This is a genomic window from Bradyrhizobium mercantei (genome assembly GCF_001982635.1).
Taxonomy (GTDB): domain Bacteria; phylum Pseudomonadota; class Alphaproteobacteria; order Rhizobiales; family Xanthobacteraceae; genus Bradyrhizobium; species Bradyrhizobium mercantei.
On the sequence record NZ_MKFI01000004.1, the window covers coordinates 832,864 to 853,920 of the forward strand.

Genomic DNA, 21,057 nt, shown 5'->3' on the forward strand with positions numbered 1-21,057 from the left:
CGTGCAGCGCCTAGCGCTGCACGACGTGCTGGTTGGTTTCAGTGGATGCCTGCTGCATGCCGCGCGCGCCCATCTCGGCGACTTCCATCTTCAGAAGTGCGCCGGGACGCACGCGCTGCAGGCCGTTGACGACGATGCGGTCGCCGGATTTCAGGCCGGCGGTGACGATCCGCAGGCCGTCGACCGCGCCGCCGAGCGTGACGGAGCGATAGACGGCGCGGCTGTCATCACCGACCAGCATGACGAACTTCTTGTCCTGGTCGGTGCCGACCGCGCGCTCGTCGATCAACACCAGCGTCTGCTGCTTGGGCTGGCCCATGCGCACGCGGGCGAATTGGCCGGGGATCAGCCGGCCGTCATCGTTCTTGAACACGGCGCGGACGCGGATCGTGCCGCTCTGCCCGTTGACCTGGTTGTCGATCAGCTGGATGTGCCCCTTGGCGCTGAGGCCGCCCGACGTCACCATGTCGACCGGGATCTGGTCGAGATTGCCCCGCTTGCCGGAGGCATCCGCGATCGAGTTCAGCGCGCGCAGCACCACTTCCTCGTCCGCATCGAAGCTCGCATAGATCGGATTGACCGAGACCAGCGAGGTCAGGACCGGCGACGAGGTGCCCGCCGCGACGAGATTGCCGACCGTCACCTCGATCCGGCCGACCCGGCCATCGACCGGCGCGCGGACCTCGGTGTAGTCGAGATTGAGCTTCGCGGTCTGCAGCGCGGCTTCGGCGGCCTTGACGTTGGCGACCGCCTCGCGATTGGCATTGTCGCGCTGGTCGAAATCGCGCTTGGTGACGATGTTGTTGCCGACCAGCTGCGCGCCGCGCTCGACCTCGCTCGTGGTGAACACGACGCGGGCCTTGGCGGCCTCGAGCTGGGCCTGGGCGCGGTCGACCTCGGCCGTGTAGGGCGCGGGATCGATCTTGAACAAGATGTCGCCGGACTTCACCAGCGCGCCCTCGGTGAAGTTGGTCGACAGGATCGCGCCCGCCACCCGCGGCCGGAGCTGGACGCGGTCGACGGCCTCGAGCCGACCCGAGAAGTCATCGAACAGGGTGGTTGGCCGTGGCTGGATCACGGCGACCGTGACCGGAACCGCCGGCTCGGGGGCGGCCGCGGTGGCGGTCGCCTGGGCGGCATGGAAATAGTGACCGGTCGCGATCGAACCGGCCACCGCGAGGGCGCCAAGGATCACGACACCGCCGACGACGCGTCGGAAACGGCCGGAACGGGGATTTTGGGTTGACGAGGGCATTCACGCGCTCCAGATATCTGTAGTGTTCACTACAAATGTGGAGCTAGACGCCGGTTCGCAAGATACTTATGTATCGAGCACTACGAATTATTATCTCATTCATGGGGAAATGGGAAGTCGCGGGAAAAACATCACGTGCAACAAGAGGATAAGCCAGGGACAATCCGACATAGAAACGGGCCCCGGCTTACGGAGTAACGAGAAATGGGAATGGGACGCCCCCGCGCTTTCGACGCGGACGCCGCTTTGGACCGGGCCATGGACGTGTTCTGGCGCCACGGTTACGAGGGCGCGACGATCGCGCAGCTCACCGAGGCGATGAGCATCAATCCGCCGAGCCTCTACGCCGCCTTCGGCAGCAAGGAAGGCCTGCTGAAGGCTGCGCTCGACCGTTACACCGAAAAGCGCGACGCCTGGATGGACAGGGTGGTCGATGCCCCGACCGCGCACGAGGTGGCCGAGCGCTTTCTGATGGAGCATGCGGACGCCCAGACCGACCCGGCCAACCCGCCCGGCTGTCTGCTCGTCCAAGGGGGCCTGGCCTGCGGCACCGGCTCGGAGAACGTTCCGTTTGAACTGGCGGCGCGTCGCACCCGCACCGAGGACCAGTTGCGCGAACGCTTCGTTCGCGCCAAGGCCGAAGGTGACCTCGGCGAGAGCGTCGATCCAGCCACGCTAGCGCGTTATCTGTCCGCGGTGACATCAGGAATGTGCGTGATGGCCTCCTCGGGCGCCGACCGCGAGGCGCTGCGCGAGATCGCGGCGGTGTCGCTGAAGGCGTTCGAGGAACAGACGAAGGGCTGAGTCACCCTTGGCGTCACCACATCGTCTGGCGCGCGCGCTCCGGCCATTCGCGATCGTACTTTTCTCCACCGACCGTGTGCTCGCTCATCTCGGCGAGAATCTGGCCCGGCGTCGGCAAGGTCTTCGGATCGACCTGCTTGTCCGGATTCCAGAGCTCGGAGCGCACGATCGCGCGGGCGCACTGGAAGTAGATCTCTTCGACGTTCATCACGATGACCGTGCGCGGCGCCTTGCCTTCCATCTTGAAGGAGGCGAGCAGCTCCGGCTCGGCCGTGACATAGGCGCGGCTGTTGACGCGCAGCGTGCTGCCCGAACCCGGAATCAGGAACAGCAGCCCGACGCGGGGATCGCGCACGATGTTACGCAGCGAATCGCAGCGGTTGTTGCCGCGGCGATCCGGCATCATCAACGTCTTCGCATCATGGATACGCACGAAGCCCGGCAGGTCGCCGCGCGGCGAGCAATCGAGCCCCTCGGGGCCGGAGGTCGCAAGCGACACGAATGGCGACTTCTCGATGAGCACACGATAGAGCGGCGTCACGTGATCGGCGACCTTCACGGTCGACGCGTCGTTCGGGAAACCGTAGATCGCCTCAAGCTGCTCGATCGTAGAGATCACCGACATCAGTGCTGTTCTCCTTTGTGGCTCGTCGTCACTACTCGTCCCAGCGTTCGCCCTTGATGATGCGGACAAGCTGTCGCGCGTGGTATTCGGCGGTGCCGGAATTGACGATGGTGAAATCGGGCGTCGAGGTGCTCTCTTCGACGGTGCGGGCCAGCCGCTGCGCGAGCAGGCCGTCGCTGCTGCGCGCCCGCGCGGCCAGCCGCGCCGCCAGCACGTCCGGCGGCGCCGTAACCGACACCACGATGGGATTGGCATAGTTGCGCCGCGCCGCCGCGATCACCGTGCGCGAGACATTCGCGATCACGGTGCGCCCGGCGCGGATCTCGTCGTTGATCGCCCGCGACAGCGCGTAGCGATGGCCGTGCGCTTCCCAGTGCATCGCATAGTCGCCGCCGGCGGCTGCGCGCTGGAAATTCTCCGCGCTGACCTCTTCATTGTCTTCCGACACCGAGGCCTGGCGGGTGATCAGGCGGCGGGGAAACACGACGTCGCGATCATCGGCGCAGGCCGCCTTGGCCAGCCCCAGCAGCGTATCCTTGCCGGCGCCGCTCGGGCCGACCACCAGGATCAACCGGCCGGGGCCGATTGCGGCGCGCTGCCCGGCGATGACGGACGCGTCGGTCACGCGACCCTCCCCCCTTCGCGCCAGACGCTGCGCACGACCGGCAGATCGCGCGCGACATGAACGCGGATCAGGTCGGCGCGCCTGCCGACCGCGATCTCGCCGCGATCTGACAGACCGACCGCTTCGGCCGGGGTCTTGGTCACGGTACGGACGGCGGAGGCGAGATCGATCGCCGGCACGTGCCGCGGCAATTGCAGGGCCGCCATCAACAGGCTGGACGGGATGTAGTCCGACGACAGGATATCGAGCATGCCCTCATTGGCCAGATCAACGGCGGCGATATTGCCGGAGTGCGAGCCGCCGCGCACCACGTTCGGCGCGCCCATCAGGATGTCGATGCCGGCCGCGTGCAAGCCGCGCGCGGCTTTCATCGTGGTCGGGAATTCCGCGACCGCAACCTTGTCGTTGACGGCGTCGACCACGTTTTCCTCGGTGGTGTCGTCGTGGCTCGCCAGCGGGATCCTGTACTCATGGGCCAGCGCGACGATCGCGCGGGTGTTGGCGACCGCATATTCCTTCTGATAGGCGAAGCGCCGTGCGAACAGTACATCGAGCTGGGCATCGGTCATGCCGCCGCCCTTGCCGCGGTAGTAGTCGCGCAGCTTGACCTCGTCGCGGAACTGGCGCTGGCCCGGCGTATGGTCCATCAGCGACATCAGCCGCACGTCCGGCCGGTCGATCAGCTCCTTGGCCTCGGCGACGACGTCGGGCATCGGCACCTCGCAGCGCAGATGCAGGAAGTGATCGGCGCGCAGCAGGTCCTCCTCGCGCGCCGCCGAGATCGCCGCCGCCAGCACGCCGGCACGGCCGTCGACATCCTCGGCGCCGTCCTCGCGCCAGACCCGCAGCGAATCCAGCACCGTGGTGATGCCCGAGGTCGCGAGCTGCCCGTCATAGGAGATCACGGCGGCGACCGGATTCCAGAACACCTTCGGCCGCGGCACGTAGTGCATCTCGAGATGGTCGGTGTGCAGCTCGATCAGCCCGGGCATCAGGAGGTCGCCGGCGGCGTCCTCGGCAGCCTCCGGCGCCCTGCCCTCGCCGAACTCGGCGATCTTGCCGTCGGCAATCGCGACCCAGCCCTGCTCGATCACGCGATCGGCGAGGACCAGCCGGGCGTTGCCGATGATGCTGTCTTGCTTGGCGGTCATTTCAAAAGGTCCTTCAGGCAGCGGCAGCGAACGAGGTCACGTCGACGATACGGTCGGCGATCAGATGACGGATTTCGTCGTCATGGACAATCGCGACCATCGCGACGCCCTTGGTCTTTTTCTCCGCAATCAGCTCGACCACCACTGCGCGATTCGCCGCATCGAGCGAAGCGGTCGGCTCATCCAGCAGCAGGATCGGCAGGTCCGAGATGAAGCCGCGCGCGATGTTGACGCGCTGCTGCTCGCCGCCGGAGAAGGTCGAGGGCGGCAGGGTCCAGAGCCGCTCCGGGATGTTGAGTCGGCGCAGCAGTTTTCCGGCCCGCTCGCGGGCTTCCTCGCGCGGCACGCCGTTGGCGATCAGGGGCTCGGCGACGACGTCGATCGTCGCCACCCGCGGCACCGCACGCAGGAACTGGCTGACATAGCCGATGGTGGAGCGGCGGATGCTCAGCACCTGGCGCGGCTCCGCAGTGGCGAGGTCGATCACCTTGCCGTGGTGGCGGATGTCGATCCGGCCGCTGTCGCAGCGGTAGTTGCCGAAGATCATCTTCAGGATCGAGGATTTTCCGGCGCCCGACGGGCCCGACAGCACCACGCACTCACCCGGATCGGCGTGGAACGAGACGCCGCGCACCACGGGCAGCTCGACGCCGCCCTGCAGATGCATGGTGAAGGTCTTCTCGGCGTTGGCAAGTTCGATCATCGCGGTCATTGGCAAGCTCATGGCGGCAGAATCGAGGAAACGAGCAGCTGTGTATAGGGCTCGCGAGGATCGTCGAGCACCTGGTCGGTGAGGCCGGTCTCAATGACTCGGCCGCCCTTCATCACCATCACGCGATGCGACAGCAGGCGCGCGACGGCGAGATCGTGGGTGACGACGATGGCGGCTAGTCCAAGCTCGCTGACCAGATTGCGCATCAGATCGAGCAGGCGCGCCTGCACCGAGACGTCGAGGCCGCCGGTCGGCTCGTCCATGAACACCAGCCGCGGCTCGGTGACGAGGTTGCGCGCGATCTGCAGCCGCTGCCGCATGCCGCCGGAATAGGTCTTCGGCGCATCGTCGATGCGGCCGACATCGATCTCGACCCGCTCGAGCCAGGTCGAGGCGGTGTCGCGGATACGACCGTAGTGATTCCAGCCGACCGCCATCAGCCGCTCGCCGACATTGGCGCCGGCCGAAACGCCCATGCGCAGGCCCTGCGCCGGGTCCTGATGCACGAAGCCCCAGTCGGTGCGGAACAGGAAGCGCCGCTCCGCTTCGCCGAGCTCAGCGAGATCGCGCAGCACGCCGTCGCGCATCCGGTAGGACACCCGCCCCGCGCTCGGCGCGAGCTGCGCCGAGAGCAGTTGGAGCAGCGTCGACTTGCCCGAACCGGACTCACCCACGATCGCCAGCACCTCGCCGGGATAGAGCGCAAACGAGACGTCGCGGCAGGCCGCGAGCCGGCCGTAATTCTTGGCGAGCCCGTCGGCCACCAGCAACGGCTGGTCGTTGTCGAGGCTTGCGAGCTCAGACATGCGCCTTCTCCTTGTGCGGCGCCGCGCTCTCGGTGCCGTGGTGGCCGGCCGCCTGGCGCTGCTCGCAGAAGTCGGTGTCGGAGCAGACGAACATCCGCCCGCCCTTGTCGTCGGTGACGATCTCGTCGAGATAGGAGTTGTCGGCGCCGCACAGCGCGCAGGGCGCGTTGAAGCGGTAGCGCGTGAACGGGTGGTCCTCGAAATCCAGCGAGACCACGGTGGTGTAGGGCGGGATCGCGTAGATGCGCTTCTCGCGGCCGGCGCCGAACAGCTGCAACGCCGCGCAATTGTCCATCTTCGGATTGTCGAATTTCGGCGTCGGCGACGGGTCCATCACGTAGCGCGCATTCACCTTCACCGGATAGGCGTAAGCGGTCGCGATGTGGCCGAAACGCGCGATGTCCTCGTAGAGCTTGACATGCATCAGCCCGTATTCGGCGAGCGCGTGCATGCGCCGCGTCTCGGTCTCGCGCGGTTCGAGGAAGCGCAGCGGCTCAGGGATCGGCACCTGATAGACCAGCACCTGCCCGGCATGCAGCGACGCCTCGGGAATGCGGTGGCGGGTCTGGATCACGGTCGCATCCGTCGTCGAGGTCGTGGTCGCGACACCCGCGGTCTTGCCGAAGAACTTTCGGATCGAGATTGCGTTGGTGGTGTCGTCGGACCCCTGGTCGATCACCTTCAGCACATCCTCGGGGCCGAGGATCGCGGCCGTCACCTGCACGCCGCCGGTGCCCCAGCCATAGGGCATCGGCATCTCGCGGCTTGCAAACGGCACCTGATAGCCGGGGATCGCGATCGCCTTCAGGATCGCGCGGCGAATCATCCGCTTGGTCTGCTCGTCGAGATAGGCGAAGTTGTATGTCGGCGCGTTCATTCCGCGGCCTCCCGCAATTCCGGAGCCTGGTTGGCTTCGGCGAATTCCTGCCGCAGCTTGCGCAGCAGGCCGAGCTCCGACTGGAAGTCGACGTAATGCGGCAGCTTGAGATGTTCGACGAAGCCGGTCGACTGGACGTTGTCGGAGTGCGACATCACGAACTCCTCGTCCTGCGCCGGCGCCGCCGCTTCCTCGCCGAGCTCGCCCGCGCGCAGCGCGCGGTCGACCAGCGCCATCGACATGGTCTTGCGCTCGCTCTGGCCGAAGGCGAGGCCATAGCCGCGGGTGAAGCACGGCGCCTCGGTGGTCGAGCCCTTGAACTGGTTGACCATCTGGCATTCGGTCAATTCGATCGAGCCGAGCGGCACGGCGAAGCCAGCGTCCTCGGCAAAGAACTCGACCTCGACCTCGCCGAAGCGGATCTCGCCGGCGAAGGGATGGTTGCGGCCGTAGCCGCGCTGCGTCGAATAGCCGAGTGCGAGCAGGAAGCCTTCATCGCCGCGCGCGAGGTTCTGCAGCCGCAGATCGCGATCGGCTGGGAAGCTCAGCGGCTCGCGCGTGAGGTCGCCGACCACAGCGTCAGAATCGGCCTGCGGCGAGGATTCGATCAGGCCGTCGCGGCCGAGAATGTCGGTGACCCGGGGCGTAGCCGCCTGCGAGGCGTCCGCGGTCGTCGGCTGCTCCGGCACAAAACCTTCCGCAAGCTGCGGATCGAGCAGGCGATGGGTGTAGTCGAAGGTCGGGCCCAGGATCTGGCCGCCCGGCACGTCCTTGAAGGTCGAGGAGATGCGGCGCCGCACCTGCATCTCGCCGGTGTTGACCGGCTCGGTGGCACCGAAGCGCGGCAGCGTAGCGCGGAATGCGCGCGCCAGGAAGATCGCCTCGATCATATCGCCGCGCGCCTGCTTGATCGCCAGCGCCGCGAGCTCGCGGTCGTACAGCGAGCCTTCGGTCATCACGCGATCGACGCCGAGCGCGAGCTGCTCGGAGATCTGCGCCAGCGTCACCTCGGGCACATCGCGATCGCCGCGCCGCTCATGCGCGAGCAGGCGATGGGCGTTCTCGATGGCGCGTTCGCCTCCCTTGACGGCTACATACATCGCTCACACTCCGCTTGCGATCAGGCGCGTGGTGCGCGGGATCGCGACGATGCTGTCGTCATGGACCAGCACGACATCGATGCCGCGCGGGAACAGGGCCTCGTTGATCGACAGCCGCTGGAACAGATCGCGCGGCTTGATCATCGCCTGCAGCAGCGCGCTGCCGTCGATGCCGGGCCCCTTCAGCTCGAAGGCCGGCCCCTGCGTCAGGCTGTCGACCTGCAGGATCAGCGTGGTCGAACGGTCTGGATATTCGCTGCTGCCGAACGCGAAGCGCTCCAGCGCCGGCAGGTTCGCGGCATCGCCGATCAGCGCGAAGCTCGCGATCGAGGAATCCGAGATCACCGGCGCGCTGGCGTGAAACTTCAGCCAGCGTGCGACATCAGGCGTCGCCGACATCGCGGCGTCGAGCCAGATCGGCGTGTCGTGATCGAACAGCGTCAGCGCGATCGCGGCCGCGCCGCGCATCATGCCGGCCGGCGTTCCGACGCTGGCGGCGACGCGCTGCACGCTGCCCGGGCGCGCCATCGCATCCATCACGGAACGGAAAGTGGATTGCGCCGACAGCACCTTGTCGGCAAAGCCTGCGGGCATTTCGGCAATCGTCGTCATTGCATCATCCCTCACCGCGCACCATCGTGTAGAAATCGACCCGCGTCGCCGCGGTCTCGGCAGCCTTGCGGCTGCGTTCGGCGTTCATGGCGGCACGCAGCGGTGCGATCACCTTGGCCTCCACCTCGCCGGACAACTCCACTGACTGCACCATGGCGTCGCACAGCGCGATCATCTGCGCCTTCTTCGCATCGCGGCCGAGCGTGTAGCCGAAACCGACCTCGCCGGTCGCAAGCCGCACCGCGGCGCGCGACACTGTCGCCTCGCCGAGATTGAACGGCGCGCCATCGCCGCCGATCCGTCCGCGCACCATCACAAGGCCGTTTTCCGGCTCGCGCAGGTTCTCATGCGCAGGCAGCGCGATCGCCGCCAGCCGGCCTGCGATGTCGGCGGCGGCGGAGTGCGCCAGCACGCTCATCGCGGCCTTGCGCTGGGCCTGTTTACTGTTGGGTCCGGTCGAACTCATGAGCAACCTTGTCTGCATCAAGTTGTCTATGATAATAGACAACTTGATAGCGGAGCGCCATGACTGTTTCGTGACAAACCAACGATTTCTGGTATCACCGCGACATGAGCATGCAGGAAAGTTCCGGCGTCGCCTTGTGGCGGCAGGTCGCCGACGGCATCGAGCGCGGTATCGCTGACGGCCGCTTTGCCGCGGGCGAAAAGCTGCCGGGCGAGATGGAAATCGCCGAGACCTACCGGGTCAACCGCCACACCGTACGGCGGGCGCTCGCCGCCTTGGCCGAGCGCGGCCTGGTGCGCGCCGAGCGCGGCAGCGGCACCTATGTCGAAGCCCAGCGCCTCGCCTATCCCTTGCGCTCACGCACCCGATTCTCCGAGATCGTCGGCGCCGGCGGGCACGAGCCGCGCGGCCAGTTGATCGAGGCAAGCAGCGACATCGCCAACCGCGAGATCGCGCGTGAACTCGGCCTGAAGATCGGCGCGCCGCTGATCCGGATCGAAGCGGTGCGGCTCGCCGACCGGACACCGATCTGCGTTTCCACCACCTGGCTGTCGGCCGAACGGTTTCCCGATGCCGGCAACGTGTTCGCCAACGTCCACTCGATGACGAAGTTGCTCGGGCATTACGGCGTCAAGGATTACCACCGCGCCTCGACCCGCATCACCGCGGCGATCGTTGATGCGACCGACGCCGCACGGCTCGATCTGCCGCTGGGCCGGCCGGTGCTGGTGGTCGACGCGACCGACGTCGACATGCTGGACCAGCCGCTGGTGACCAAGCGCTCGCGCTTTGCCGCCGAGCGCGTTGAGTTTCTGGTCGAGAACGGCTGAGAGTGCCGCCACACAAATAGTGCACCTCTCCCCTTGTGGGAGAGGTCGGATCGCATCGTCAGATGCGATCCGGGTGAGGTATATCCCCGCGAACACATCGTCTTCTGAGTTCGCCGAAAGATACCCCTCATCCGGCGCCGTAGCCGATGCCAAGGCACGGCGTCCTTCCAGAACACGGCGGCCAAAGGCCGCCTACGCCACCTTCTCCCACAAGGGGAGAAGGATTGAGCGCGCGGCGGCCTAAACTACGGCGCGCTGGCCGATGATGGCAAAGCGCAGCTTGCTGGAGATGAAGTCGATCGCGGCGACCGCGATCAGGATCATCAGGATCAGGAACGACACCTTCTGCCATTCCAGCACGCGGATCTGCTCGGCAAGTTGCAGGCCGATGCCGCCGGCGCCGACGATGCCGATGATGGTGGCCGAGCGGGTGTTCGATTCGATGAAGTAGAGCACCTGCCCGGCGATCACAGGCAGCACCTGCGGCAGCAGGCCGAAGCGGATTTCATGCAGCGCGTTGCCGCCGGAGGCGCGGATGCCCTCGACCTGCTTGCGGTCGGCCGCCTCGATCGCCTCGGAAAACAATTTTCCGAATGCGCCGAAGTCGGAAACCATGATCGCGAGCACGCCGGCGAACGGGCCGAGCCCGACGACATTGATCCAGACCAGCGCCCAGATCAGCGTATCGACGCCGCGGATCGAATCCAGGAAGCGGCGCACCGGAAAGCGGATCAGGTTCGAGGGGATGATGTTGCGCGCCGCCAGCAGGCTGACCGGCAGCGCGAACAGCGCCGCAAGCGTGGTGCCGAGCAGCGCGATCGACAGCGTCTCACCGAGCGCCTGCATGTAGAGCGGGAACGACGAGCCGGGGTTCGGCGGGATCATCATCATGGTGATCCAGCCGAGTTGGCTCATCCCCGTGATCAGCTTGGTCGGCGAGAAGTCGAGATCGACCAGGCCGTAGACGAAGATCGCCAACGCCACCGCGATCATGGCCGGCATCGCCAGCCGTGCCGACGCGGGACGCTCGAAGACGCCGGGGTATTTCGAACGCAGCTCGGCGGTGTCCGGCTTCGGCATCTGGCTCATCGGCGGCTCTCCTTGCCGAACAGCCGGCCGCGCAGCCAGCCGGTCGAGATGTCGATGATGAAGACGGTAACGATGATGGTGATGAGGATGGCGCTGACGTCGGAATAGTAGAATTTGCGGATCGCGACCACGAGCTCCTGGCCGATGCCGCCGGCACCGACGAAGCCCATCACCGAGGCCTCACGCACATTGATCTCGAAGCGCAACAGCGCATAGCTCGCGTAGCCTGCCGAGACCTGCGGCAGGATCGCGAAGCGCATGCAGGACAGCCAGCTCGCGCCGGTTGAGCGGATGCCCTCGACCGGCTTCATGTCGGCATTCTCGACGATCTCGGCAAACAGCTTGCCGAGCGCGCCGGTGGTGTGGATCGCAATCGCCAGCACGCCGGCCATCGGCCCAAGGCCGAACGCGATCACGAAGATCAGCGCGAACACGATGCCGGGCACGGTGCGGGCGAACTCCAGCAGGCGACGGACGATGAAGCGCACCCACGGGCCCGGCGAGGTGTTCTGGGCGGCGAAGAAATTCAGCGCAAACGCGAACACGGCGCCGGTCAGCGTGCCGACATAGCTGATCAGCAGGGTCTCGCCGAGCATGCGGAGCCATTTCTTCAGGCCCCAGAACCACTCCACGGGATTGGTCCAGACCCGCGCACCGGAATCCAGCGTCAGGATGCGGTCGAAATAGCTGAGGAAGTTTCCGAAGTAGGTGAAGAAGGTGTGCAGGTTCACTTCGGCGCCGAGCGCCGCAATGAACAGCGCCGCGCAGAACACCGCCGTCGCCACCGTCGCCTTCAGCCGCTTGCGTGCAACCGCCTTGCGATAGGCATCGGTCAGCGTCGCCAGTTGCTGCGCTGGAAGGATGGAAATGGCGGTCGCCATCGATGCGGGCCAGTCTGCTCGAGGGATGAACGAAAAGGGCCGGGTGTCGAAACCCGGCCCGATTCAGCGACGATGTGCGGTCAGGACGCCTTCTTGCGCAGGGCGTCGACGAACTTGATCAGCTCGATGGTCTTGTCGTAGTCGGCATTGGTGACCGGCTGCCACGGCAGGTTTTTGCCGTCGGACAGCTTCTTGAAGGCTTCCGGATCCTTCTTCGGCATGTCGAGGAAGGCCTGCTTGATCTTCGCCTTCATGTCGTCGGGAAGGCTCTCGAGATAGGCATAGGGCGAGTTGATGATCAGGTCGGACTTCACGATGATGCGGAAGTCCTCCTTCTTCAGCGGCGTGCCGTCGCTCGACTTCACCATGTTCTTGGCGAGCATGCGGGTCAGGTTGGAATCGTCGTCGGCGTTCCACCAGTTGGCGGCGACATCGACGGTGCCCTGCGCCAGCGCGAGCACGGCGTTCTCATGGCTGCCGGTGAACACGACCTTGGAGAAATAGGTCTCCGGGTCGATACCCATCGCGTTCAGCTTGAAGCGCGGCATGTTGTTGCCGGAAGTCGAGTTGGGATCGACCAGGCCGAGGTTCTTGCCCTTGAGGTCTTCGACCTTCTGGTACGGGCTCTTGGCGAGCACGTAGAACACCGAGTAGTAGCCCTTCGAACCGTCGGCATTGACGTCGATCACGAACGCGTCGGTCTTGACGCCGGTGAGACGGGCGCGAGCGAACGACGCCGGGCCGTAATAGCCGATGTGGATGTTGCCGGCGCGCTGGCCTTCGATGACGGCCGCGTAGTCGTTGGCGACGCGCAGGTTCACCTTGATGCCGAGCTCCTTGGAGAGATACTCGGTGAGCGGGCCGTAGCGTTCGGTGACGCCGGAGCCGTTTTCGGCAGGGATCACGGCGAAGGTGATCTCCGGGTACTTGGCCTTCCAGTCCTCGGCCGAAGCCGAGCCTGCGAATGCCAGCGCGGCGGCGCCGGCCAGAATGATGCGACGAGTGATCATGGTTACCCCTCTTTGGTGCAGTTACGCCTGTTGGCCGGGAGAAATGCCCGGTTGCCCTGTTTTTCGGTAATGCGACGCTCAGGCCGCGGCAGCGGTGCCGAGAGCCGGAGCAGTTGCGCCGTCGGACGCAGGCAGCGGCGCCGCGCCGATGACGTCATTGGCCTCGAGGTCATAGAGCTCTCGGGCGATATGATCGGTGAGCGCCGCAGGCGCTCCGTCGAACACCACGCGTCCCGCCGCCATGCCGACCAGGCGATCGCAATAGGTGCGCGCGAGATCGAGCGAGTGCAGGTTGCACAGCACCGTGATGCCGAAATGCTTGTTGATGCGCAGCAGCGCATCCATCACGATCTTGGTGTTGCGCGGGTCGAGCGAGGCAATCGGCTCGTCGGCAAGGATGATGTCGGGCTCCTGCACCAGCGCACGGGCAATCGCGACGCGCTGCTGCTGACCGCCGGAGAGCTGGTCGGCCCGCTGAGCCGCGAGCTGGGCGATGTCGAACTGCTCGAGCGCTGACAGCGCGAGCGCCCGGTCCTGCTCCGGCCAGACCTGCGCCAGCGAACGCCACGACGGGATCTGCGCAAGCCGTCCCATCAGCACGTTGGTCAGGACGTCGAGACGGCCGACCAGATTGAATTGCTGGAAGATCATCGCCGAACGCGCCCGCCACTGCCGCAGCGCCTTGCCGCGCAGCGCGGTCACGTCGGTGCCTTCGAACAGGATACGGCCGGAGGTCGGATCGGCGAGACGGTTGATCATCCGCAGCAGCGTCGATTTGCCGGCACCGGAGCGGCCGATCACGCCGACAAAGCTGCCCGGCGCGATCGAGAAGGATGCGTTATCGACTGCGGCTTTTGTGCCGAAACGGCACGTCAAACCTTCCACCACCAGCATGTAATGCTCCAACCGCGTCGCGTTGGGCCATCGCTATCCCCGGCGTTTTACAGTTATGTGACGGCACCACTGCGGTGCGGCGATCGTCCACACCCCTCCCTCACCGTCGCTTGCCGTCATCGCAACGTCATGATGTTGTCATCAAGCATCCGGAAGACGAGCGCGCATCCCCCAGAAGCGAAAGAATTGCGGAGGCCCTGATGGCCGGAAAATCACTCTCGGTTGTGCCGACCGTCGACCCGACCGCGTCGGTTCGCGAGAGCAAGCTCGGCAAATATACCGAGGTCGGCGCGCGCACGATCCTGCTTGAAGTCAGCATGGATGACTATTCCTACGTCGTGAACGACAGCCAGATCACCTACACGTCGATCGGCAAGTTCTGCTCGATCGCGGCGATGACCCGGATCAATCCCGGCAACCACCCGATGCACTGCGCGACGCAGGCGCATTTCACCTACCGCGCCAGCGCATATTTTCCCGGAGAGAGCGACGACACCGAGTTCTTCAACTGGCGACGTGCGCATCACGTGCATATCGGCCATGACGTCTGGATCGGTCACGGCGCGATTTTACTGCCGGGCAGGAATGTCGGAACCGGCGCCGTGATCGCCGCCGGCGCGATCGTGACCAAGGATGTCCCCGCCTACACCATCGTTGCCGGTAATCCGGCGCGGCCGGTGAAGCGGCGCTTCTCCGAGACGACAGCGGATCGCCTCATCGCGCTCGGCTGGTGGGACTGGGATCACGAAACACTTCGCCGTGTGCTGCCCGACTTTCGCAAGCTCGCGGTCGAGGAATTCCTCGACAAGTACGAGGCCGAGGCCGTATCCCAATCACAGAACCAACAACGGAGCGCCGCATCGTGACTGACATCTTCATTGAAGGCGGGCGCACGCTGGTTGACGGCGCGCTGGTCGAGACCTCGCTGCGGACCGCGGGCCGCGACATCGGTGCGCTCGACGCCGAGCAGGGTCGCGCCGCGCTCCACATCGACGCCAGCGGCCTCCTGGTGCTGCCCGGCATCATCGACCTGCACGGCGATGCGTTCGAGCGGCAGATGATGCCGCGCCCGGGCGTCGACTTCCCGACCGACGTGGCGTTGATCGACAGCGACCGGCAGGCGATCGCCAACGGCATCACCACCGTGTTCCATGGCACGACCTGGTCGTGGGAGCCTGGCCTGCGCAGCGCGGAGAATGCGCGCAAGCTGCTCGACGCGATCGAGGCGCTGCGGCCGCAGCTCGCCGCCGATACCCGCTTCCACCTGCGCCACGAGACCCACAATCTCGAAGCCGAGGCCGAGATCATTCAATGGCTCACCGAAGGCCGCATCGACCTGTTCGCCTTCAACGACCACAGCAACGTCAAGCCGACGAAGCGCAACCAGTCGGCCGAGCGCGCCGGGCTTTCGCTTGATGCCTTCAACGAGCTGCTCGATCGGATCGTCGCGCGCCGTCCCGAGGTGCCCGCCTCGATCGCACGGCTGGCTGCCGCCGCGCGCGCGGCAAACATCCGCATGCTCTCGCACGACGACAACAGTCCGGCGATGCGTCAGGAGTTCCGCACGCTCGGCGCCACCATCGCCGAATTCCCGGTCAATGTGGAGACCGCGCGCGATGCTGCGGCCGCCGGCGACTTCATCGTGTTCGGCGCGCCGAACGTGGTGCGCGGCGGCAGCCACACCGGCTGGACCAAGGCATCCGAGATGATCGCGCAGGGCCTCTGCTCGGTGCTGGCGTCTGACTATTACTATCCCGCGCAATTGCTCGCTGCGTTCCGCCTCGCCGCCGACGGCATTCTGCCGCTCACCAAGGCCTGGGACCTGATCTCTTCGGCACCGGCGCGCGCGGCGGGACTCGCCGATCGCGGCGTGCTCGCTGCGGGCCGCCGTGCCGACATCATCGTCGTCGACGACAAGGTGCCGATGCGGCCGCGCATCGTTGCCGTGATCTCAGCCGGACGGCTGGTGCATCTGGCTGACGCGAGCTGCCTCGTTCATTCGCTCGCGCCGCGCAAGACGGTTGCGGCGGCGTAGCCCAGTCTCATGACCTCCACTCCGCGCTACGCGATCTACTACGCGCCGTCCCCGGACAGCACCCTGCACCGCTTCGGTTCGAGGTTGCTCGGCTATGATGCGGTTGATAGCAGCGACCTGCCGTTTCCCGATGGCGTCGCGCCTGACTGGCGCGAGGTGACGGAAGATCCGCGCAAATACGGCTTCCATGCCACGCTGAAGGCGCCGACCGCGCTCGCCGACGGCAGGAACGAGATCGAGCTGCTCGAGGCCTGCGCCGCCTTCGCCGGCCGCGCGCGGCGCATCCCGGTGATCGCGCCGGTGGTCGATGCTATCAGCGGCTTCATCGCCGTGATTCCGGCCAGCCGCTCGGATGATCTGCAGCAGCTTGCCGCCGACTGCGTCACCGAGTTCGACGCGTTCCGCGCGCCACTGACCCCTGCGGATCGCACCCGGCGCAAACCCGAACGGCTGACCGCGCGGCAGTGCGACTATCTTGATCAATGGGGCTATCCCTACGTCATGGAGGAATTCCGCTTCCACATGACGCTGACCGGGCGGCTGAGCGACGAGCGGCGCGGCCTGATCGTGGCGCAGCTGCGCGAGCGGTTCGCGGCGATCGATCTCACGCGACTCGCAATCGACCGCATCGCGCTGTTCAAGCAGCCGGATCCCGCATCCCGATTCCGCATCATCGGAAGCTGGCCGCTGCGCGCGTAACGGCGGCCGCTACTCGTCGACCCTTGTGCGGGCGATGATCTCGGCGGCGCCCTTGTCCAACAGCTCCATGCCGACGGCGCGGCCGAGTTCGCGCGGGCGATCCGCCGGTCCGCGCCGCGTCACCTCGATGAAGCCGGCGCCGGCCTCGTCGAGCACGGAAGCGCGCAGCGTCATCTCGCTGCCTGCAAGCGTGGCGTGGCCGGCGATCGGCGAGTTGCAGTGGCCGTTGAGCACCCACAGCACCTCGCGCTCGGCCTCGGCGGCAAGCCGCGACGGCGCATTGTCGATCCCGGCAAGCCGCGCCCGCGTCGCCCAGTCGGTCTCGACGCATTCGACCGCGACGATGCCCTGGCCGACCGCCGGCAGCATCTCGCCGACGGAGAAATCGTGCGCGATGCGCGCGGTCATGCCGATGCGCTCGAGGCCGGAGCGCGCCATCACAAGCGCATCCGCCGGCCCGACCTCGCCGCCATCGGGCAGCCGCTGCTTGTCGCCGCGATCGAGCTTGGCAACGCGCGTGTCGGCGGCGCCGCGATAATGGATCACGGTCGCTTCCGGAAACAGCCGGCGCAGATAGGCGGCGCGGCGCACCGCATTGGTGCCGATCATGAAGCCCTTGCCGCGCGCGGCGCGGATCGTGTCGAGCGACAGGCCGGGGCGCAACACGAGGCTGTCATTGGCGGCATCGCGCGGCAGCATGGCCGCGATGACGAGCCCCGGCGTCTCCTCATTGCCCGGCACGTCCTTCAGCGAATGCATCGCCGCCTGCAGCGTGCCGGCGCGCATGGCTTCGCGGATCTCGGCGACGAAGGCGCCGCCCTTGCCGCCGTGCCGCAACAGCTTGCTGGTCTGGTCCTGGTCGCCGCGGGTCTCGAACTTGACGATTTCGACGGCAAGGTCGCCTGCCGAGGCGCGCAGCAGCCGCGCGACCTCGTCCGTCTGCGCGAGCGCCATCGCGCTCTTGCGCGTCCCTATCCGCAAAACCTGTCCCGACACGAAAGCTCCGCTGGTGGTCATCAACGGCTGGGGATTAGAACAAAAGGCCAGTTAAAACAACGGTTTTTGCCCCAGCTCGCCCCCGCTCAGGCAATATCCTCAACCAGCGCGACGCCGGCGCCGCGCATCGCCGCCGTGGCTGATGCAAGCGAACCGCCGAGATCGATGGCGCGGCAACCGGGCAGCACGACCACCGTCTCGAAGCCGAGCCGCCGCGCATCGAGCGCCGAATATTGCACGCAGAAATCCGTCGCGAGCCCCGCCATCACGACGCGCTTCAGGCCGCGCTCGCGCAAATAGCCGGCGAGCCCGGTCGGCGTCTTGCGGTCGTTCTCGAAGAAAGCCGAATAGGAATCGATCGCGCTGCGGAACCCCTTGCGGATCACGAGCTCGGCCCGGTCGGTGGCGAGGCCGGGATGAAACGCGGCACCCGCGGTACCCTGGATGCAATGATCCGGCCACAGCGTTTGCGGCCCATAGGGCATGGTGATCGAGGAGAACGGCGCCGCGCCCGGATGCGAGGTCGCAAACGAGCTGTGGCCCGCCGGGTGCCAGTCCTGGGTCAGCACGATATGGTCGAAGCGCCCGGCAAGCTGGTTGACCGCCGGCACGACGGCATCGCCGTCGGCAACCGCCAGCGCGCCGCCCGGGCAGAAATCGTTCTGCACGTCGATGATCAGCAACAGATCGTCGGGCGCAATCTTCATCAGGTGCCGATCCGCAGCGACGCACGCAGCTTGCGCAGGCAGGCGATCACCGACAACGCAGTGATGCGGCCGGTCTTCGGGTTCTCCGACGGGATGTTCTCGATCATCATCGAGAACCGCGCGGAGTCGGAATCGACCTCGATCCGGTGGGTGTTGCGCGTCACCGTCGGGTCCGCCCAGATCTCGACCCTGGTGCGGTCGGGGCCGATGCCGGCGAGCGACAGCGCCACCGCGACGTTCAGGTTAGCCGGAAAGCCCTTGGCGGCGTCGCGCGCGGTCCCTTCGAAGATGCGCAGCGGCTCGGTGATGCCCTCGATCTCGATGTTGTTCTCGACCAGATGCGGCGCGCCGACGAGGCCCGCAACCGGCTTCCGCGTCACCAGCCTCGCCGAATGAATGGTTCCGATCGCAGCCGCAGTCACCGCATCGAGCCCGATCAGCGCGCCGGTCGGCACGATGATCTGGCCGCCATGCGCCCGCGCGAGATCGACGAGGTCCTCGTTCTGCAACAGCGCGCCGACGCTGAGCACGACCGCGGTCTTGCCGCGCTCCACCACCGGCGCCACGATCGAGCGCACCACCTTGCTCGGCGCGCACTCGACCACGACGTCGGCAACGTCGGCGAGCTGCTCGATCGGCACCAGCTTCGGCGCTGACTTGAGCTCAGCGACCCAGCCGCGGTGCTTGTCCGGGCTGTTTGCCGACACCGCAACCAGCGTCAGGCCGTCGATGCCCTGATCGAGCGCCTTGACGACGTCGGTGCCGATCGCGCCGAGACCGGCGACCGCCACCCGCAGCTTTGCCTTACCGTCTGCCATCATTTCCCGCCGGCGAGCATCTTGACCAGGCGATAGAGATACTCCTCGCCCTCGTAGAACGATTTTACAAGCACCCGCTCGTCCTTGCCATGGTTCCGGTTGTCATCGACATCGGCGCCGAGCCCGGAATGGCCGTAGGTCGGAATCCCGGCATTGCGCAGGTAGCTGCCGTCGGTCGCGCCGGTGCTCATCACGGGGACGATCGCCGCCTCCGGCCAGAACTCCTTCGACAGCTTCTCGATCGACCCCATCACCTCCTCGTTCAGCGGCGACGGCGGGCTCAGCACAGCCTTGCCGGTCGGGGTCACCTCGATCTGCTTGTCGGCAAGCACGCGCTCGATCGCGGCCTGCACGCCGTCGACCGGCTCGCCGGGCAGGATCCGGCAATTCACCTTGGCGGTCGCCAGCTGCGGCAACGCGTTGATGGCGTGGCCGCCTTCCAGCATGGTCGCGACGCAGGTGGTGCGGAGCTGGGCATTGTAGCCGGGCTTGTCCGACAGCCGCGCCAGCGCCGCCGGGTCGGGCTGCGGAGCCAGGATCGCCCTGATGTCGTCGGCATTCTCCTTGCTCTCGGTCTCGGCGGTCTTGGCGAAATAGATCCGCGTCGTCTCGTTGAGATTCATCGGGAAGCTGTAGTTGGAGAGCCGGACGAGGCCTTCGGCGAGGCGATAGATCGCGTTGTCCTTGCGCGGCAGCGACGAGTGGCCGCCGCGATCCTTCACCGTGAGCTGGTAGCCGACCGAGACCTTCTCGCTGGTCTGCACGCTGTTGCGGATCGCCTTGCCGTTCTTCAGGCCGACGCCGCCGCCTTCGTTGAGCGCGAACTCGGCGTCGATCAGGTCGCGATGGTTCTTGATCAGCCACTGCATGCCGAGAGCGTTGGAATCGAGGATCTCCTCGTCGGTCTCGAGCGCCACGATGATGTCGCGATCGGGCTTGTAGCCTTCCTTCTTGTAGCGGATCAGATTGGTGATGAAGGCGGACGCCATGTATTTGTCGTCACTCGAGCCGCGGCCGTAGAAATAGCCGTCCTGCTCGGTGAGCTTGAACGGATCGACCGTCCAGTCCTCGCGAAGCGCGGGGACGACGTCGATATGGGCGACCAAAAGGATCGGCTTGCGCGCGCCGGAGCCGTGCAGCCGCGCCACCAGATTGCCCTTGTGCGGCGCCGGCGAGAACACGTGCACGTCGCTCTCGGGGAAGCCCGCCGCGCGGAGCCGCGCGCCCATCGCCTCCGCCGCCTTCTGGGTATCGCCGGTCGCGGTGGTCGTGTTGATCTCGACCAATTCCTGGTAGATGCCGCGGGCGAATTGCTGCTGCTCGGTCAGTCCCTGCGCGCCGGCGCCGGACGCTAGCAGGATCGGAGCGCACGCTGCCGACAACAGCAGCGAACGAACCATGTTTCGGGCCTTGTGCGACATCGTGCTCTCCCAGAATTCCACCACCTGATTGGAGATGAATTCAGACAGGCGACAAGCGCTTTGGCAAGACGGCGAGCCCTTCAATTTCCGCGCGCATGCTCCGCGCTTTCGCGCACGCTATTTGGAGTCCTTATTTAGCTTCCTTATTAGCATCCTTGGCCGCGATCACCTCGATCTCGACCAGGAAGCCGGGATTGGCGAGAGCCGCGACGCCGACCACCGAGCGCGCCGGCAGGTTCGGCTGGCTGCCGCCGAAGAACTGGGTGTAGCCCTCCATGAAGGCCTTGAAGTCCATCGGCGCGGATGTGGTGTAGACCAGGAACACCTGCATCTTGACGACGTCGCCCATGCCGAGCCCCTGGCCTTCCAGAATGGCCTTGATGCGGTTGAGCACGCCGACGGTCTGGGTCTTGGTGTCGCCATAGGCCTGCGGGCTCGACGGATCGGCGTCCTTGTTGGCGACCGGCGGCACCTGGCCGCTGACATAGACCGTCGTCGTGTTGCCGGTGACGGTCACGGCCTGCGCGATCGGGAATGTCGAGTTGGGAATCGGATGCCTGACCACGTCGGCACAGGCGACGGTCGCCATTGCCGACAACGCGGCGCCCAGTGCGATCCCGATGAACTTCATCAAACTCTCCCCA

Annotated in this window: 24 protein-coding genes; 5 read left to right on the forward strand and 19 right to left on the reverse strand. The window is 66.3% G+C overall.

Features of this window, described 5'->3' with window-relative positions; all coding sequences use genetic code 11:
• Positions 1-10 precede the first annotated feature (10 nt).
• Entirely contained in the window at positions 11-1,255 is a 1,245-nt protein-coding gene (locus tag BI327_RS21835; protein WP_076862801.1) for an efflux RND transporter periplasmic adaptor subunit, read from the reverse strand.
• A gap of 204 nt (positions 1,256-1,459) precedes the next feature.
• Between BI327_RS21835 and BI327_RS21840 the strand changes: the two genes are divergently transcribed.
• Entirely contained in the window at positions 1,460-2,059 is a 600-nt protein-coding gene (locus BI327_RS21840) for a TetR/AcrR family transcriptional regulator (protein ID WP_076862802.1), read from the forward strand.
• 13 nt (positions 2,060-2,072) lie between these two features.
• On the opposite strand, the gene BI327_RS21845 is transcribed toward BI327_RS21840, so the two are convergent.
• The 9 genes from BI327_RS21845 to phnG are packed head-to-tail and all read right to left on the reverse strand — an operon-like array spanning position 2,073 to position 9,033.
• The gene (locus BI327_RS21845) at positions 2,073-2,684 is read right to left on the reverse strand and encodes a pyridoxamine 5'-phosphate oxidase family protein (protein WP_076862803.1); all 612 of its coding nucleotides are present in this window, start codon (positions 2,682-2,684) and stop codon (positions 2,073-2,075) included.
• Between the two features lie 31 nt (positions 2,685-2,715).
• Complete coding sequence (phnN, locus tag BI327_RS21850; RefSeq protein ID WP_076862804.1) at positions 2,716-3,309, reverse strand: phosphonate metabolism protein/1,5-bisphosphokinase (PRPP-forming) PhnN; 594 nt, start codon at positions 3,307-3,309, stop codon at positions 2,716-2,718.
• Positions 3,306-4,460 carry an alpha-D-ribose 1-methylphosphonate 5-triphosphate diphosphatase gene (locus tag BI327_RS21855; protein ID WP_076862805.1) on the reverse strand — a complete coding sequence of 385 codons (1,155 nt, stop codon included), beginning with the start codon at positions 4,458-4,460 and terminating at the stop codon, positions 3,306-3,308. The genes phnN and BI327_RS21855 overlap by 4 nt, the downstream gene beginning before the upstream one ends.
• A 13-nt stretch (positions 4,461-4,473) precedes the next feature.
• A complete protein-coding gene (phnL, locus tag BI327_RS21860; RefSeq protein ID WP_076862806.1) occupies positions 4,474-5,172 on the reverse strand; it encodes a phosphonate C-P lyase system protein PhnL in 699 nt (232 codons plus the stop codon).
• Between the two features lie 8 nt (positions 5,173-5,180).
• Entirely contained in the window at positions 5,181-5,978 is a 798-nt protein-coding gene (phnK, locus tag BI327_RS21865; RefSeq protein WP_076862807.1) for a phosphonate C-P lyase system protein PhnK, read from the reverse strand.
• Positions 5,971-6,855 (reverse strand): alpha-D-ribose 1-methylphosphonate 5-phosphate C-P-lyase PhnJ, encoded by an 885-nt coding sequence (locus tag BI327_RS21870; RefSeq protein WP_076862808.1) that lies wholly within the window; start codon positions 6,853-6,855, stop codon positions 5,971-5,973. The genes phnK and BI327_RS21870 overlap by 8 nt, the downstream gene beginning before the upstream one ends.
• On the reverse strand, positions 6,852-7,955 hold the full coding sequence (locus BI327_RS21875; protein WP_076862809.1) for a carbon-phosphorus lyase complex subunit PhnI: 1,104 nt from the start codon (positions 7,953-7,955) through the stop codon (positions 6,852-6,854). The genes BI327_RS21870 and BI327_RS21875 overlap by 4 nt, the downstream gene beginning before the upstream one ends.
• Positions 7,956-7,958: 3 nt before the next feature.
• On the reverse strand, positions 7,959-8,567 hold the full coding sequence (gene phnH, locus BI327_RS21880; protein WP_076862810.1) for a phosphonate C-P lyase system protein PhnH: 609 nt from the start codon (positions 8,565-8,567) through the stop codon (positions 7,959-7,961).
• Between the two features lie 4 nt (positions 8,568-8,571).
• Complete coding sequence (phnG, locus tag BI327_RS21885) at positions 8,572-9,033, reverse strand: phosphonate C-P lyase system protein PhnG (RefSeq protein WP_076862811.1); 462 nt, start codon at positions 9,031-9,033, stop codon at positions 8,572-8,574.
• Positions 9,034-9,137: 104 nt separating this feature from the next.
• On the opposite strand from phnG, the gene phnF reads away from it, so the two are divergent.
• Complete coding sequence (gene phnF / locus BI327_RS21890; protein WP_076862812.1) at positions 9,138-9,863, forward strand: phosphonate metabolism transcriptional regulator PhnF; 726 nt, start codon at positions 9,138-9,140, stop codon at positions 9,861-9,863.
• A gap of 240 nt (positions 9,864-10,103) precedes the next feature.
• Here phnF and phnE (BI327_RS21895) read toward each other — a convergent pair whose 3' ends face one another.
• The 4 genes from phnE (BI327_RS21895) to phnC form a co-directional block, all read right to left on the reverse strand.
• On the reverse strand, positions 10,104-10,952 hold the full coding sequence (gene phnE, locus BI327_RS21895; RefSeq protein ID WP_076862813.1) for a phosphonate ABC transporter, permease protein PhnE: 849 nt from the start codon (positions 10,950-10,952) through the stop codon (positions 10,104-10,106).
• On the reverse strand, positions 10,949-11,833 hold the full coding sequence (phnE, locus tag BI327_RS21900) for a phosphonate ABC transporter, permease protein PhnE (RefSeq protein WP_076862814.1): 885 nt from the start codon (positions 11,831-11,833) through the stop codon (positions 10,949-10,951). The genes phnE (BI327_RS21895) and phnE (BI327_RS21900) overlap by 4 nt, the downstream gene beginning before the upstream one ends.
• An 80-nt stretch (positions 11,834-11,913) precedes the next feature.
• On the reverse strand, positions 11,914-12,843 hold the full coding sequence (gene phnD, locus BI327_RS21905; protein ID WP_076862815.1) for a phosphonate ABC transporter substrate-binding protein: 930 nt from the start codon (positions 12,841-12,843) through the stop codon (positions 11,914-11,916).
• A gap of 78 nt (positions 12,844-12,921) precedes the next feature.
• Positions 12,922-13,737, reverse strand: coding sequence for a phosphonate ABC transporter ATP-binding protein (gene phnC, locus BI327_RS21910; RefSeq protein WP_076862816.1), 816 nt, complete (start codon positions 13,735-13,737; stop codon positions 12,922-12,924).
• Positions 13,738-13,937: 200 nt separating this feature from the next.
• Between phnC and BI327_RS21915 the strand changes: the two genes are divergently transcribed.
• The 3 genes from BI327_RS21915 to BI327_RS21925 are packed head-to-tail and all read left to right on the forward strand — an operon-like array spanning position 13,938 to position 16,471.
• Entirely contained in the window at positions 13,938-14,603 is a 666-nt protein-coding gene (locus BI327_RS21915) for a chloramphenicol acetyltransferase (protein WP_076862817.1), read from the forward strand.
• Positions 14,600-15,772 (forward strand): alpha-D-ribose 1-methylphosphonate 5-triphosphate diphosphatase, encoded by a 1,173-nt coding sequence (locus BI327_RS21920; RefSeq protein WP_076862818.1) that lies wholly within the window; start codon positions 14,600-14,602, stop codon positions 15,770-15,772. Before BI327_RS21915 ends, BI327_RS21920 begins: the two co-directional genes overlap by 4 nt.
• A 9-nt stretch (positions 15,773-15,781) precedes the next feature.
• Complete coding sequence (locus BI327_RS21925) at positions 15,782-16,471, forward strand: DUF1045 domain-containing protein (RefSeq protein WP_076862819.1); 690 nt, start codon at positions 15,782-15,784, stop codon at positions 16,469-16,471.
• 9 nt (positions 16,472-16,480) lie between these two features.
• On the opposite strand, the gene hemC is transcribed toward BI327_RS21925, so the two are convergent.
• The 5 genes from hemC to BI327_RS21950 form a co-directional block, all read right to left on the reverse strand.
• Positions 16,481-17,488: a hydroxymethylbilane synthase gene (gene hemC / locus BI327_RS21930; protein WP_076862820.1), complete on the reverse strand. Its 1,008-nt coding sequence runs from the start codon at positions 17,486-17,488 to the stop codon at positions 16,481-16,483.
• A 65-nt stretch (positions 17,489-17,553) separates the two neighbouring features.
• The gene (gene pncA / locus BI327_RS21935) at positions 17,554-18,174 is read right to left on the reverse strand and encodes a bifunctional nicotinamidase/pyrazinamidase (RefSeq protein WP_076862821.1); all 621 of its coding nucleotides are present in this window, start codon (positions 18,172-18,174) and stop codon (positions 17,554-17,556) included.
• On the reverse strand, positions 18,174-18,992 hold the full coding sequence (locus BI327_RS21940) for an aspartate dehydrogenase (RefSeq protein WP_076862822.1): 819 nt from the start codon (positions 18,990-18,992) through the stop codon (positions 18,174-18,176). The genes pncA and BI327_RS21940 overlap by 1 nt, the downstream gene beginning before the upstream one ends.
• Complete coding sequence (locus BI327_RS21945; protein ID WP_076863190.1) at positions 18,992-20,413, reverse strand: M20/M25/M40 family metallo-hydrolase; 1,422 nt, start codon at positions 20,411-20,413, stop codon at positions 18,992-18,994. The genes BI327_RS21940 and BI327_RS21945 overlap by 1 nt, the downstream gene beginning before the upstream one ends.
• Positions 20,414-20,543: 130 nt before the next feature.
• On the reverse strand, positions 20,544-21,044 hold the full coding sequence (locus BI327_RS21950; protein WP_076862823.1) for a Rid family hydrolase: 501 nt from the start codon (positions 21,042-21,044) through the stop codon (positions 20,544-20,546).
• Positions 21,045-21,057: the final 13 nt, after the last annotated feature.

Bases quoted from the DNA above. Each gene is read 5' to 3' on its own strand.
- BI327_RS21835 (WP_076862801.1), bottom strand. From the start codon at position 1,255: ATGCCCTCGTCAACCCAAAATCCCCGTTCCGGCCGTTTCCGACGCGTC.
- BI327_RS21840 (WP_076862802.1), top strand. From the start codon at position 1,460: ATGGGAATGGGACGCCCCCGCGCTTTCGACGCGGACGCCGCTTTGGAC.
- BI327_RS21845 (WP_076862803.1), bottom strand. From the start codon at position 2,684: ATGTCGGTGATCTCTACGATCGAGCAGCTTGAGGCGATCTACGGTTTC.
- BI327_RS21855 (WP_076862805.1), bottom strand. From the start codon at position 4,460: ATGACCGCCAAGCAAGACAGCATCATCGGCAACGCCCGGCTGGTCCTC.
- phnL (WP_076862806.1), bottom strand. From the start codon at position 5,172: ATGACCGCGATGATCGAACTTGCCAACGCCGAGAAGACCTTCACCATG.
- phnK (WP_076862807.1), bottom strand. From the start codon at position 5,978: ATGTCTGAGCTCGCAAGCCTCGACAACGACCAGCCGTTGCTGGTGGCC.
- BI327_RS21870 (WP_076862808.1), bottom strand. From the start codon at position 6,855: ATGAACGCGCCGACATACAACTTCGCCTATCTCGACGAGCAGACCAAG.
- BI327_RS21875 (WP_076862809.1), bottom strand. From the start codon at position 7,955: ATGTATGTAGCCGTCAAGGGAGGCGAACGCGCCATCGAGAACGCCCAT.
- phnH (WP_076862810.1), bottom strand. From the start codon at position 8,567: ATGACGACGATTGCCGAAATGCCCGCAGGCTTTGCCGACAAGGTGCTG.
- phnG (WP_076862811.1), bottom strand. From the start codon at position 9,033: ATGAGTTCGACCGGACCCAACAGTAAACAGGCCCAGCGCAAGGCCGCG.
- phnF (WP_076862812.1), top strand. From the start codon at position 9,138: ATGAGCATGCAGGAAAGTTCCGGCGTCGCCTTGTGGCGGCAGGTCGCC.
- phnE (WP_076862813.1), bottom strand. From the start codon at position 10,952: ATGAGCCAGATGCCGAAGCCGGACACCGCCGAGCTGCGTTCGAAATAC.
- phnE (WP_076862814.1), bottom strand. From the start codon at position 11,833: ATGGCGACCGCCATTTCCATCCTTCCAGCGCAGCAACTGGCGACGCTG.
- phnD (WP_076862815.1), bottom strand. From the start codon at position 12,843: ATGATCACTCGTCGCATCATTCTGGCCGGCGCCGCCGCGCTGGCATTC.
- phnC (WP_076862816.1), bottom strand. From the start codon at position 13,737: ATGCTGGTGGTGGAAGGTTTGACGTGCCGTTTCGGCACAAAAGCCGCA.
- BI327_RS21915 (WP_076862817.1), top strand. From the start codon at position 13,938: ATGGCCGGAAAATCACTCTCGGTTGTGCCGACCGTCGACCCGACCGCG.
- BI327_RS21925 (WP_076862819.1), top strand. From the start codon at position 15,782: ATGACCTCCACTCCGCGCTACGCGATCTACTACGCGCCGTCCCCGGAC.
- hemC (WP_076862820.1), bottom strand. From the start codon at position 17,488: ATGACCACCAGCGGAGCTTTCGTGTCGGGACAGGTTTTGCGGATAGGG.
- pncA (WP_076862821.1), bottom strand. From the start codon at position 18,174: ATGAAGATTGCGCCCGACGATCTGTTGCTGATCATCGACGTGCAGAAC.
- BI327_RS21940 (WP_076862822.1), bottom strand. From the start codon at position 18,992: ATGGCAGACGGTAAGGCAAAGCTGCGGGTGGCGGTCGCCGGTCTCGGC.
- BI327_RS21945 (WP_076863190.1), bottom strand. From the start codon at position 20,413: ATGTCGCACAAGGCCCGAAACATGGTTCGTTCGCTGCTGTTGTCGGCA.
- BI327_RS21950 (WP_076862823.1), bottom strand. From the start codon at position 21,044: ATGAAGTTCATCGGGATCGCACTGGGCGCCGCGTTGTCGGCAATGGCG.